Origin of the sequence: Bradyrhizobium prioriisuperbiae, assembly GCF_032397745.1 — a bacterium.
In the GTDB taxonomy this organism is placed as follows: Bacteria; Pseudomonadota; Alphaproteobacteria; order Rhizobiales; family Xanthobacteraceae; genus Bradyrhizobium_A; species Bradyrhizobium_A prioriisuperbiae.
In genome coordinates, this window is the sequence record NZ_CP135921.1 from 39,160 (window position 1) to 52,036 (window position 12,877).

Sequence of the window (12,877 nt, forward strand, 5' to 3'; positions counted from 1 at the left end):
TCGAACCGATGTGGGAATTGACGAAATCGTTCCGTTTCGAAGCCGCGCATGCGCTGTCGGGAACGACACTGGAAGACGCGAGCGAGGAGATTCACGGCCATTCGTTCCGCGCCGAAGTGGCGGTGCGCGGCACGCCGGACCCTGCCACCGGAATGGTGATGGACCTCGGCGTGCTCGAGCAGCGCATCGGCGAGGTCCGCGCCCTGCTCGACCACAAGCTGTTGAACCGGGTCGAGGCGCTGGGGCAGCCGACACTGGAAAATCTCACACGTTTCATCTGGGAGCGCGTGCAGACGACCGGCCACGTCACCCGCGTGAGTGTGTACCGCGACAGCTGTAACGAAAGCTGCTCTTATTTCGGCCCGCAGGGATAAGCTCATGACCGCGACGATCGACACCACGACGATCGAGGATCGCAAGCAGCGCGCCAGAGCCTGGTTCGAAAGCCTGCGCGACGACATCTGCAAGGCGTTCGAAACCCTGGAGGACGAGGCGCCGGCGAACCTCTATCCGCTCGCTCCCGGACGGTTCGTCCGCACCCCGTGGGACCGCACCGATCACACCGGCGAACCCGGCGGCGGCGGCGTGATGTCGGTGATGCGCGGACGGCTGTTCGAGAAGGTCGGCGTGCATTGCTCGACCGTGCACGGCGAGTTCGCCCCGGAGTTTCGCGCCCAGATCCCCGGCGCGGCGGATGACCCGCGGTTCTGGGCCTCGGGCATTTCCATCATCGCCCATCTGCGCAACCCGCATGTGCCGGCGGTGCACATGAACACCCGCTTCGTGGTCACCACCAAGGCCTGGTTCGGCGGCGGCGCCGACCTCACCCCGGTGCTCGATCGTCGGCGCACCCAGGACGATCCGGACACGGTGGCCTTCCACGGCGCCTTCAAGGCCGCCTGCGATGCCCATGCCGGCATCGCGCCCTACGAGAAATTCAAGACCTGGTGCGACGAGTATTTTTATCTGCCGCATCGCAAGGAAGCGCGCGGCATCGGCGGCATCTTCTACGACTGGCTGGAAACCGACTGGGACGCCGCCTTCGCCTTCACCCAGGACGTCGGCCGCACCTTCGCTGCGGTCTATCCGCAGATCGCGCGCAACAATTTCGCCACGCCCTGGACCGAGCAGGATCGGCATGAACAACTGGTCCGGCGCGGACGTTATGTCGAGTTCAACCTGCTGTACGACCGCGGCACCATCTTCGGCCTGAAGACCGGCGGCAATGTCGATTCGATCCTGTCGTCGATGCCGCCCGAGGTGAAGTGGCCGTAGGGGCGTTTGAGGCAACGCCCCTACCCCCCAAACACTCCGTCGTGCCCGGCCTTGTGCCGGGCACGACGCGGAGAATATCGAGAGGCTTTACGCGTCTTCTCGAACGACAAAGCTAAATCAAAATCAGTGCTCGCGCTTGAAGCGCACCCTGTCCTCAACGCGAAGGCCACCGCCGGCTGCGCTTGAATCCCGTCAGCCACATCTTGAGCATCTTGACGTCGGCGAACACATTCGGCTCCTTGTCGAGTTCGCGGAGGCCCCGTCGCAGGCCGGCGAGATCGGCAGCGAAATGATGCATCACTCCGCTCACCGCCTGCGCCTCGATCCCTTGAGCCACATCTTCAGCACCCGGATGTCGCCGACAATTCGCAGATCGTTTTCAATTTCGCGAACGTTCCGTCGCAGCTCAGCCACCGCGCCGGTGAGCTGGCGCATCACCGTGTCGGGCGTCAGCCGGCCGAACGGCGCCAGATCCCACATCGAGCGGAAGCCGTCCTCGATCTCGGCGAGTTCGGAATTCAGTTCGCCGACTTGCTCCCGCAAAATCTTGTTGTAGTGCTTGAGCCGATCTTCGCTGATGTTGTTGATGTCGTGCTGGTCGATGTGTTCGAGTTCGAGCTGAAGCTCCAGCAGCAACAACAGGTTCTTCTGATTGTAGGCCGCGTTGACGCGCTGCATCAGTTCGGTTTTCCGCTGGCGTTCCTGCGGATCGGATTCGAGATCGGGATGCAGCGCCACCACCAGCTTGCGGTACACCTCGCGAATTGACTGCCGGAGTTGCTCCTGCCCCGCCTTGGCGCGCTTTTCCGCCGCAAGCTGCGTGGGCGACTTTTGCGGCTCGGCCTGAAGGTTTTCCTCAAACGCCGCGCCTTCGCGGGCCGGCCGACCGTCCTCTTCTTTTTCAGATGTTTTTTGACTGCGCGAAGGCCGCTCATCCGGCGCGTCGAAGTCCTCATCGTCATTGTCTTCATCGGAACCAAACAGAAAGTCCGAGAGCTCTTTCAATGCATCGTCTTCGTCAGCCATTTCGGCATCGAAATCGGCGCCGCTGTGCTTGTTATAGATCGCTTTCAGGTCGGCTTGATCGCCATTCTCAACAAGCATCACGATGGCGATGTCGCTGACGAGTCGCGAGATCGCCGTTTTTTCAGACCTGGTCAGTCCCGTCTGGCTCCAGGCCAGATCGAGACTGTGAACCATTTTAAGTCGCAACTGCGCAAATCGCTGCTCCAGCGGCAACAGGTTCTGCGTGTATTTGGCTTGATAAGACACTTTGGCCTGCTCCCAGGCCCGTAGCGCAGCGCGCTTGGCTTCGATGTCCTTGATCAGCCCGTTAAACGCCTTCTGCGCCTTCGACAATTTCGGCGCATCGGATTGCGCGACAACCGAGATCGATTTGGCGGCTTTTTTCTCGGCCATGGATCGCCCTTCTCACCGCCACGCGCGAGCTTGGCTCGCGTACCCGGCTTTCAGCGCCTCACATGCAACAAGCTGGATTGCCGGGTCAAGCCCGGCAATGACGCCGAAAATTTCGAGAGCGGACGGCCTACAACCGATGCTCGCGCTTGAAGCGCGCGACGGTGTCGTCAGCGATTTTTTCCAGGCTTGCGACGTCGGACGCGAAGTCGCCGGCGAGCCAGGCGTCCTCGGCGAGCGTCAGCACATGGCCGAGCGCCGGCCCCTCGCCGATGCCACGGGCGATCAGGTCCGCGGCCTTGAGCGGAAATTTCGGCGCGGTCCAGCGCTGCGGCAAGGTGACGAGTTCGATCCAGCGCGCCGTATCGGCATTGCTGCCGGTACGGGCCCAGGCCAGCATGACGCGATCGCGATAACGTTCGACACCCAACCTGTACAGCCGCCGCCGGGCCACGGCATCATCCATGCCGCGCAGCCGCCACCAGCGGTGGCCCATCGAGTCCAGCCGCTTGGCTTCGGCATTGGACAACCGCAGCCGCTGCGCCAGGCGGCGCGCATCTTCAGTGACGGCGACGGCAAGCGCGCCGAGCCGCAACACCGCGTCGGGGGTCACCTCCAGCGCCCGCTCCGCCGCAATCATCGCCGCGAATGGGCCGTGATAGACCACGCCACCAAGCACCGGCAGCAGCAATCCGCCGTCGTTCATCGCCACCAGCGCGTCGGCCGCACGCGGCGCCACCATGAGCTTCAGCATTTCCATGCGGATTCGCTCCGCCGATAGCGTCGCCAGTCCCGTGCGCCCGTCGATGCAAGCCAGATAGCCGGTCCGGTCCACATTCCCCGATCCGTAGGCCGCGTGGATGCGAAAGAAACGCAGGATGCGCAGATAATCCTCGGCGATGCGCGCCGCAGGCTGACCGATGAAACGGACGCGGCGTGCCGCGATGTCGTCAAGGCCGCCGACATGGTCGTGCACGACGCCATCAGCATCAGCCGACAGCCCGTTGATGGTGAAATCGCGGCGCTGCGCGTCGCGCGCCCAGTCGCGCCCGAACGCGACCTTGGCCTTGCGGCCGAACGTCTCGACGTCTTCGCGCAACGTCGTGACCTCGAACGGCGTGCCGTCGGCGACCAGCGTCACGGTGCCGTGCTCGATTCCCGTCGGAACGACCTTCAATCCTGCGGCTTCAGCAAGGCGAGCCACGTCGTCGGGTAACATGGTGGTCGCGATATCGATGTCACCGGGCAGCAACCCCAGCAGCGCGTTACGGACCGCGCCGCCCACCACCCGCGCCTCTTCGCCACCGCCGTTCAGCAAAGCGAGCACGCGGGCGGCAGGCCCGCTCTGCAGCCATGGCGCGTCATGCAGCCTGCGCTCCGTCATCTCTCCGTCCCCGGCACCAGTTTGCCATTCTCGATATGCGCGGGCACATAGGTCGCATTCGGCGGCGCGCCGGAAAAATGTGCCAGCAGCACCAGACTGAGAATCGTCAACAGGAAAGCCACGATCGCCAGCCGGACGAGCACGACCACCGGCCATGACGACGACGTCAGCACGCCGGTCCGGGTCGCGATCAGAAACATGGCATAGACGGCGAACGGGATGAGGAAGATGCCGATTTCCGTCAGCACCGGACGAATCATGATTGAATAATCCGCTCGTACAGCACCCGCAGGATTCCCGCGGTCGCGCCCCAGATATAACGCTCGGCGAACGGCATCGCGTAATACGACCGCATCATGCCGCGCCATTCCTTGCTGTGGACCTGATGATTGATCGGGTCCATCAGGAACGCCAGCGGCACCTCGAACACCTCGTCGACTTCGTCGGCATTGACGCGCAGCGTGAAGCCGGGGCGCACTCGCGCAAGCGTCGGCAGAATCCGAAATCCGAAGCCGGTGGCATAGAGATCGAGGTAACCCACCGGCATGATGAACGAGCGCTGCAGGCCGATTTCCTCATCCACTTCGCGCAGCGCAGCCTCGAGCGGCGAGGCGTCGGTGGCATCTATCTTGCCGCCGGGGAACGAAATCTGCCCGGCGTGATCGTTGAGATGCGCGGCTCGCTGGGTCAGAATCACCGTCGGCTTCTCGTGCTCGACAATGCCGATCAGCACCGCGGCCGGCCGGATCGGCCGTTCTTCCGCGATGATGCGCAGCATGCGATCGGTGCCCTGATCGCCACTCGCCGGAATGATGCTGGCGTCGCTGAGACCCGGCGGGACGTCGAAATTCAGGCGAGCCCTGGCGCGGTCAAAAAATTCCGCCGACGAAATGTCGGAAGATAGGTCGCGCTTCAATAGTGGTTCGGTCAACTCAAGCCCCTGCTCTGCTCCGCATCCGCTACCAATGAATCGGACATTGTGAAATCAGACATTTGTTCTGGACTCAGACGTTTATCGATCAGTTACTCATCGGGTCGGTTCTCAAAGAGTCCGACATTGCAAAAAAAGCGCCGGACGATGTCACACCGAATTTGGCATGACTATCTTCGATTCGCTCCTCTCCCAGTTCCACCAGATCGTAGTAGAGCGCCCGCGTCACCTTCGCCCATAGATTGCTGCGGACATGCAGATAGGGCGTGAGCCCGCCGTCCGCGGCCATCTCGAAGCGCAGCCGTTGCTCGGCGTCGCACCTCACCCAATCATCGACATTGGTGCGAAAATGCAGCACACGGCCCTGCCCCTCGCCCTCGCACTGCATTTCGACCGCCATGAACGGCGCGTCGTCGACGCGAATGCCGACCTTTTCCACTGGCGTCACTAGAAAGTGTTTGTCGCCCTCGCGCTTCAGCACGCTGGAAAACAGCCGCACCAGGGCCGGGCGCCCGATCGGCGTGCCCAGATAAAACCAGGTTCCGTCGCGGGCGATTCGCATGTCCAGATCGCCGCAGAACGGTGGATTCCACAGATGGACCGGCGGCAGACCTTTCGTGCCGGTTGTGCGCGCGGCGGCAGCGATCTCCTCCAGCGCATTGCCGGTCTGCGGTCCCGCTGTCTGCCCTTGCTTCGCCATTGTTTAACCCGACGCTGATGACCATTGGCCCGCGAGTTGGCTCGAATTGGCACGATTGATGCACATTCCAGTCTCAAACTCGTGATGAACCCTTACGTCCCCACCCGATACTGTGGGGAAAGCTTAATTAAGGAATACATGGCCTTCCCGGAAGATTAGCATGGAAGTCACGACCGGAAAGGCGCGCCGGCGCCCCCCGGGGGACGACGCCGCATCCGGGTTGAGGTTCGAGTTTCGCGATCGACGGGCACCCGGCGCGGTGACCCACAGGAGAAGCTGATGGCAGACAGTGTCGAGAAACTGGAAGACGTGATCGTCCGATCGGCGGAACAGGTGACCGGGCAGATCCGGGCCACCAAGGACGCGATCTCGACGGTGATCTTCGGTCAGGACCGGGTGGTCGAGAACACTCTGGTCACGATCCTGTCCGGAGGCCATGCGCTGCTGATCGGCGTTCCCGGCCTCGCCAAGACCAAGCTGGTCGAAACACTAGGCATCACGCTGGGGCTCGACGCCAAGCGCATCCAGTTCACCCCCGATTTGATGCCATCGGACATCCTTGGCGCCGAAGTGCTGGACGAGAGCACCACCGGCAAGCGGTCATTCCGATTCATCGCCGGTCCGGTGTTCGCGCAACTCCTGATGGCGGACGAAATCAACCGCGCCAGCCCGCGCACCCAGTCGGCGCTGCTGCAGGCGATGCAGGAGCAGCATGTCACGGTCGCCGGCGCCCGCCATGATCTGCCCAAGCCCTTCCATGTGCTGGCGACGCAGAACCCGCTGGAGCAGGAGGGCACCTACCCGCTGCCCGAAGCGCAGCTCGACCGCTTCCTGATGGAAATCGACGTCGACTATCCCGATCGCGATGCCGAACGCCGCATCCTGTTCGAGACCACCGGCGCCGACGAAACCCAGGCCAAGGCGGCGATGACGCCCGAAGTGCTGCTCACGGCACAGCGGCTGGTGCGACGGCTGCCGGTCGGCGACTCCGTCGTCGAAGCCATTCTGTCGCTGGTACGCTCTGCGCGCCCGGGCCCGGAGAGCGGGCCGACCGGAAAATCGATCGCCTGGGGTCCCGGCCCGCGCGCCAGCCAGGCCTTGATGCTGGCGGTGCGCGCCCGCGCGCTGTTGGACGGACGCCTCGCGCCCTCGATCGACGACGTGCTCGATCTGGCCGAACCGGTTCTCAAGCACCGCATGGCGCTCACCTTCGCGGCACGCGCGGAGGGCCAGACCATTCCCGACGTCATCAAGCAGCTGAAGTCGCGGATCGGTTGATGGCGGGACCTGCGGAGCACGGCAAGCAGGAGACACTGGCGGTACGGCGCGCGGACGGCGAAAGCCGGACGCTGGCCGCCTCGCTGCCTCGTCTCGTGCTAGAGGCGCGCCGCATCGCCGCCAACGTGATCCACGGCCTGCACGGCCGCCGCCGCGCCGGGTCCGGTGAAAATTTCTGGCAGTACCGGCGCTTCGCGTCCGGCGAGCCGTCGCAGAATGTGGACTGGCGCCGCTCCGCGCGCGACGATCATCTCTATGTGCGCGAGCACGAATGGGAAGCCGCCCACACCGTGTGGCTGTGGCCGGATCGCTCGCTGTCGATGGCGTTCGCCTCGAAGACCGCGCGCGACAGCAAGCTGGAGCGCGCACTGATCGTGAGCTTCGCACTCGCCGAACTTCTGGTCGCCGGCGGCGAGCGCGTCGGCATTCCCGGACTACTCAATCCGAGTTCGAGCCGCAACATCCTCGACAAGATGGCGCAGGCGATCCTGCACGACACGACGCAGCGCGCGAGCCTGCCGCCGTCGTTCGTGCCGACGGCGCTGTCGGAAATCCTGGTGCTGTCCGACTTCTGGTCGCCGATTGGCGAGATCCGCACCATGCTCGGCGGCCTCTCCGCTTCCGGCGCACATGGCGTGCTGCTGCAGGTGGTCGATCCGGCGGAGGAAACCTTCCCCTATTCCGGCCGCGTCGAGTTCGTCGAGCCGGAAGGTGGCGAGGTCATCACCGCCGGCCGCGCCGAAACCTGGGCCAGCGATTATGTCGCCCGCGTCGCGCTGCATCGCGATCAGATTAGCGCCGAGACCAACCGTCTCGGCTGGATGTTCTCCACCCACACCACCAGCCGCTCGGCGGCGGAGCTCTTGCTGTTCCTGCACGGCGCGATGACCGTGAGCAAATCCAGCACCGGCGTCAAAGCGGGGCTCGGCGCATGATCGGCGGCTTGCCATTGTCATTCGCCGAACCTCTGTTGTTGCTCGGGCTGTTCAGTCTGCCGGTGCTATGGTGGCTGCTGCGCGTGATGCCGCCGCGGCCGCGCCGCATCGACTTCCCGCCGACCCGGCTGTTGTTCGACATCGTCCCGAAACAGGAAACCCCATCGCGCACACCGTGGTGGCTGACGTTGCTGCGCCTGTTGGCCGCGGCGCTGGTGATCTTCGCCCTCGCCGGCCCGACCTGGAATCCACAGACCGGCGCCGGCCGCAGCGGCGGGCCCCTGCTGCTCCTGCTCGACGATGGCTGGAGCGCGGCGGCGAGCTGGGACACACGGTTGAAGGCGGCCGATGAATTGATCGCCAATGCGGACGGCGACCGCCGCGCGGTGGCGCTGGTGCCGCTGTCGGAACCCGCGCGCGACATCACGCTGATGACCGCAGGCACCGCGCGCGTGGCACTGCGCCAACTGTCGCCGAAACCCTATGCGGTGGAGCGTGTCGATACCCTGCCAGCAATCCAGCGCTTTCTCGCCACCACCGGCGACGCCGACATCGTCTGGCTCTCGGACGGCGTCGACACCGGCCGCGGCACCGAGTTCGTCGACGGGCTCGGCAAGACGATCGCAGATCGCGGACTGACCATCGTCGAGGGCGGCACCCCCCCGGCGCATGCGCTGGCCGCCGCGGAGAACGCCGCCGCCAAGATGACGGTGAAGGTGTTGCGCGCCAAAACCGGCGGCGCCGATGCGGGCCTGGTGCGCGCGCTCGACCAGAAGGGCGCGCCGATCGGCGAAACCCGCTTCCTGCTGTCGGCACAGGATCTGGACACCGAAGCGTCCTTCGATCTTCCCGTCGAACTGCGCAACGACATCGCGCGGCTCGAGATCGCCGGCGAGCGTTCCGCGGGCGCCGTGCAACTGCTCGACAAGCGCTGGCGCCGCCGCGCCGTCGGCGTGGTTTCGGGTGCGACCAGCGACACCGCCCAGCCGCTGCTGGCCTCGACCTTCTATCTGACCCGGGCGCTGGCGCCGTTCGCCGACGTCCGGCTCGGCGAACGCGGCGCGCCGGCACAGGCCATCGCCCAGTTCCTCGACCAGAAGCTGCCGATGATCGTGCTGGCCGATGTCGGCACGCTCTCCACTGAGATCCGCGACCGCCTGAACGCCTGGATCGAGCAGGGCGGCGTGCTGGTGCGTTTCGCCGGTCCCCGTCTCGCGGCGGGCGACGACGACCTCGTGCCGGTGAAGCTGCGCCGCGGCGGCCGCAGCCTTGGCGGCAGCCTGACCTGGGAAAAGCCGCAGCACCTCGCGACGTTCTCCGCGGACGGGCCATTCGCCGGCCTCGCGGTGCCGTCAGACATCACCGTCAACCGCCAGGTGCTGGCGGAGCCCGATCCGTCGCTCGCCACCCGCAGCTGGGCATCACTGGTCGATGGTACTCCGCTGGTGACCGGGGAACGCCGGGGCAAGGGTCTGGTTGCACTTTTCCATGTCAGTGCCGATATGCGCTGGTCCGACCTGCCAATGTCTGGCACTTTTGTTGAAATGCTGCGACGAGTCGTCGACATGTCCGGCTACACGGCCAATCCGGGACCAGGAGTCGCTGGCGACGCGACCCGGGAAACCGTGGCCCCAAACCGTATTCTCGACGGTTTCGGTGCCTTCGCCCCGCCGCCCGCCACCGCCAAACCGATCCTTGCCGATTTCCGTGACCGCGCGACGCCGGAGCATCCGCCCGGCTTCTACGGTCCGCCGGAAGGCCCGGTCGCGGTCAACACCCTGGCCGCCGCCGACCGGCTGGCCGCGCTCGATACCGCACCCTTGAAGGCACGCCACGCCACCTACACCAATGCCGAACCGCGCGATCTGCGCGGCATCCTGCTGTCATCGGCGCTCGGCCTGTTCCTGATCGACGCCATTGTGGTCGCACTGATGGGCGGCGGCCTTGCCGCGCTGCTGCGCCGTCGGAGGCCGGCTGCGGCGACCATCGTGTTCGCGCTCGCACTGGCGCTGATGACGGTTGCGAGTGGGCCGTCGTTCGCACAGGGAACCACCTCGCGGACACAGGCCAAGCCGGCCGCCACTTCCAGCACGAACGACGAGGCCGCCATCAAGGCCGTGTCGCAGACACGCCTCGCCTATGTCGTCACCGGCAACGCGGACGTCGATTCCATCGTCAAGGCCGGCATGAACGGGCTGACTTTGTTTCTGGCGCAGCGCACGGCGCTGGAAGCCGGCGAGCCGGTCGCGGTCGATCCGGCGCGCGACGAGCTCGCATTCTATCCGCTGGTGTACTGGCCGGTGCTGCCGGGGGCGCCCAAGCCATCGCAGGACGCGATCAACCGGCTTGATTCCTACATGAAGCAGGGCGGCACCGTGCTGTTCGACACCCGCGACGCCATCGAAGCGCCGCCGGGAGCCGGCGGCGAGGCGCAGACGCCGGGCATGCAGACCCTGCGCGGCATTCTCTCCTCACTCGACATTCCGGAACTCGAGCCGGTGCCGCGCGAGCACGTGCTGACCAAGACATTTTATTTGCTGCGGGATTTTCCAGGCCGCTTCAATTCGGGGCAGACTTGGGTGGAAACGCTGCCGCGCGAGGACGACGACGAGACCGGCGCCCGGCCGGCGCGCGGCGGTGACGGCGTGTCGCCGATCATCATCACCTCGAACGATCTGGCCGGCGCTTGGGCGATGCGCCCGGACGGCCAGCCGATGCTGCCGCTAACCCCGGGCGAGCCGCGCCAGCGCGAGTTCGCGTTCCGCGCCGGCGTCAACATCGTGATGTACACCCTGACCGGCAACTACAAGGCCGACCAGGTGCACGTGCCCGCATTGATCGAACGGCTGGGGCAATAATAGTCCAACCATGCAGTACAGCATCGCCTTCGCACCGCTGGTTCCCACCCTGGTCCTCTGGATCGGGCTCGGCGCCATTCTGATCATGGCCGTGGTGCTGCTGCTGGCACGTGCCCGCGGCGCCGCGGTGCGCGTTGTCGCACTCGCGCTGATCCTGCTCGCATTGGCCAACCCATCGTTCACCCGCGAAGAGCGCGAACCGCTGTCATCGGTCGCCGCTGTCGTGGTCGACAAGAGCCCGAGCCAGAATTTTGGCGACCGCGCCAACCAGACCGAACAGACGCGCCAGGCGCTGGTCGACCGTCTCAAGCAGATCAAGGGCCTTGAAGTGCGCGTGGTCGAAGCCGGCCAGGCCGACGGCGAAACCGACGGCACCAAACTGTTCGGCGCTGTTTCCTCGACCCTGTCCGATGTGCCGACCGACCGCGTCGCCGGCGCCTTCCTGATCACCGACGGCCGTGTCCACGATATCCCGGCCAATGCGGCGGCGATGGGCTTCACCGCGCCGGTGCATGCGCTGATCACCGGCCGCAAGGATGAGCGTGACCGCCGCGTCGCCATTGTCGCCGCTCCGCGCTTCGGCATCGTCGGCCAGCAGCAGACCATCACCTATCGGCTGGACGACCAGGGCGTCAGCGGCCAGCAGGCCCGCGTCACGGTGCGGCGCGACGGCGAAGTCTTGAACGAGCGTCCGGTCAACAGCGGCCAGACGGTCAACGTCAATATCGACATCCCGCACGCCGGCCCCAACATTGTCGAGATCGAAGCAACGCCGCTCGAGGGCGAACTGACGCCGGTCAACAACCGCGCCGTGGTGTCGATCGACGGCGTGCGCGACAAACTGCGGGTGCTCTTGGTGTCCGGCGAGCCGCATTCCGGCGAGCGCACTTGGCGCAACCTGCTGAAGTCCGACGCCAGCGTCGATCTCGTGCACTTCACGATTTTGCGTCCGCCGGAAAAGCAGGACGGCACCCCGATCAACGAATTGTCGCTGATCGCGTTTCCGACCCGCGAGCTGTTTCAGCAGAAGATCAACGAATTCCAGCTGATCATCTTCGACCGCTACGCACGCCAAGGCGTGCTGCCGATTTCGTATTTCGACAACATCGCGCGTTATGTGCGCGGCGGCGGCGCGGTGCTGGTCTCGGCCGGCCCCGACTATGCGTCCACCACCAGCATCTGGCGCACGCCGCTCGACAGCGTGCTGCCGGCCGAACCGGTCGGCGTCACCGAGAAGGCCTTCACTGCGCGCCTCACGGACCTGGGCAAACGCCATCCGGTCACGCGCGGGCTCGAGGGCGCCAACAGCGATCCGCCGCACTGGAGCCGGTTCTTCCGCCTGGTCGACACCCGCAACACCACATCCCCCGCGCTGATGGAAGGCGCCGATAACAAGCCGCTGCTGCTGCTGTCGCGGCAGGGCGAAGGCCGCGTCGCGCTCCTGCTGTCCGACCACATCTGGCTGTGGGCGCGCGGTTATGAAGGCGGCGGCCCGCATCTCGATCTCCTGCGGCGGATGTCGCACTGGCTGATGAAGCAGCCGGAGCTCGACGAAGAAGCCTTGCGATTGCAGATCCAGGGCAAGGATCTCGCCGTGGTGCGCCAGACCATGGCCGACACCGTGGCGCCGGTCACTATCACCTCGCCCTCCGGCGCGACCCGAACGCTGACATTGACCTCCGGCGATCCCGGCCAGTGGCGCGCCACCACCAGCGCCGACGAACTCGGCCTGTGGCAGGCGACCGACGGCACGCTAAAGGCGCTGATCAATGTCGGTCCGGTCAACCCGAAGGAATTCTCCGAAGTTACCTCGACCACCGACACCCTGACTCCGCTGACGCAGGCGACCGGCGGCGATACACGACGCATTGCGGACGGCTCCGGTGTCGACGTACCCCGCGTGCTGCCGGTGCGCTCGGCCACTTCGTTCCGCGGCGACGGTTGGCTCGGCGTACGCATGCGCGACGCCAGCGTGGTGAAGGGCATCGGCGTGTTGCCGATGTTCACCGGCCTGATCGGTCTGTTGCTGCTGATCGGCGCCTTCGCCGCGACCTGGGTGCGTGAGGGCCGGTAAGCCGCAAGAAGCTGGATCAATAATCC

Annotated in this window: 12 protein-coding genes; 6 read left to right on the forward strand and 6 right to left on the reverse strand. The window is 65.5% G+C overall.

Annotation, left to right across the window (positions count from 1 at the left end; translation table 11 throughout):
• The first annotated feature begins 8 nt into the window (after positions 1-8).
• Both RS897_RS00170 and hemF read left to right on the forward strand, forming a co-directional pair.
• Positions 9-374, forward strand: coding sequence for a 6-pyruvoyl trahydropterin synthase family protein (locus RS897_RS00170; protein WP_315834610.1), 366 nt, complete (start codon positions 9-11; stop codon positions 372-374).
• A 4-nt stretch (positions 375-378) separates the two neighbouring features.
• Positions 379-1,275, forward strand: coding sequence for an oxygen-dependent coproporphyrinogen oxidase (hemF, locus tag RS897_RS00175; protein ID WP_315834611.1), 897 nt, complete (start codon positions 379-381; stop codon positions 1,273-1,275).
• A gap of 154 nt (positions 1,276-1,429) precedes the next feature.
• Here hemF and RS897_RS00180 read toward each other — a convergent pair whose 3' ends face one another.
• The 6 genes from RS897_RS00180 to RS897_RS00205 all read right to left on the reverse strand — a co-directional run bounded on the left by RS897_RS00180 (position 1,430) and on the right by RS897_RS00205 (position 5,706).
• On the reverse strand, positions 1,430-1,573 hold the full coding sequence (locus tag RS897_RS00180; RefSeq protein ID WP_315834612.1) for a hypothetical protein: 144 nt from the start codon (positions 1,571-1,573) through the stop codon (positions 1,430-1,432).
• Positions 1,574-1,581: 8 nt separating this feature from the next.
• Positions 1,582-2,514: a J domain-containing protein gene (locus tag RS897_RS00185; protein ID WP_315834613.1), complete on the reverse strand. Its 933-nt coding sequence runs from the start codon at positions 2,512-2,514 to the stop codon at positions 1,582-1,584.
• Positions 2,515-2,821: 307 nt separating this feature from the next.
• Positions 2,822-4,075, reverse strand: coding sequence for a CCA tRNA nucleotidyltransferase (locus tag RS897_RS00190; protein WP_315834614.1), 1,254 nt, complete (start codon positions 4,073-4,075; stop codon positions 2,822-2,824).
• Positions 4,072-4,335 (reverse strand): DUF6111 family protein, encoded by a 264-nt coding sequence (locus RS897_RS00195; RefSeq protein WP_315834615.1) that lies wholly within the window; start codon positions 4,333-4,335, stop codon positions 4,072-4,074. Before RS897_RS00195 ends, RS897_RS00190 begins: the two co-directional genes overlap by 4 nt.
• Positions 4,332-5,006 (reverse strand): NUDIX hydrolase, encoded by a 675-nt coding sequence (locus RS897_RS00200; RefSeq protein WP_315834616.1) that lies wholly within the window; start codon positions 5,004-5,006, stop codon positions 4,332-4,334. The genes RS897_RS00195 and RS897_RS00200 overlap by 4 nt, the downstream gene beginning before the upstream one ends.
• An 88-nt stretch (positions 5,007-5,094) precedes the next feature.
• Positions 5,095-5,706 (reverse strand): DUF1285 domain-containing protein, encoded by a 612-nt coding sequence (locus RS897_RS00205; RefSeq protein ID WP_315834617.1) that lies wholly within the window; start codon positions 5,704-5,706, stop codon positions 5,095-5,097.
• A gap of 279 nt (positions 5,707-5,985) precedes the next feature.
• Here RS897_RS00205 and RS897_RS00210 point away from each other — a divergent pair, with 279 nt between their 5' ends.
• From RS897_RS00210 to RS897_RS00225, 4 genes are read left to right on the forward strand one after another with little or no spacing between them, the layout of a single operon-like run.
• Entirely contained in the window at positions 5,986-6,984 is a 999-nt protein-coding gene (locus tag RS897_RS00210; RefSeq protein ID WP_315834618.1) for an AAA family ATPase, read from the forward strand.
• Positions 6,984-7,919, forward strand: coding sequence for a DUF58 domain-containing protein (locus tag RS897_RS00215; protein WP_315834619.1), 936 nt, complete (start codon positions 6,984-6,986; stop codon positions 7,917-7,919). Before RS897_RS00210 ends, RS897_RS00215 begins: the two co-directional genes overlap by 1 nt.
• Positions 7,919-10,777, forward strand: a complete 2,859-nt coding sequence (locus tag RS897_RS00220; RefSeq protein WP_315838925.1) for a DUF4159 domain-containing protein — start codon at positions 7,919-7,921, stop codon at positions 10,775-10,777. The genes RS897_RS00215 and RS897_RS00220 overlap by 1 nt, the downstream gene beginning before the upstream one ends.
• A 10-nt stretch (positions 10,778-10,787) precedes the next feature.
• Positions 10,788-12,851, forward strand: coding sequence for a hypothetical protein (locus RS897_RS00225; RefSeq protein ID WP_315834620.1), 2,064 nt, complete (start codon positions 10,788-10,790; stop codon positions 12,849-12,851).
• Positions 12,852-12,877 lie beyond the last annotated feature (26 nt).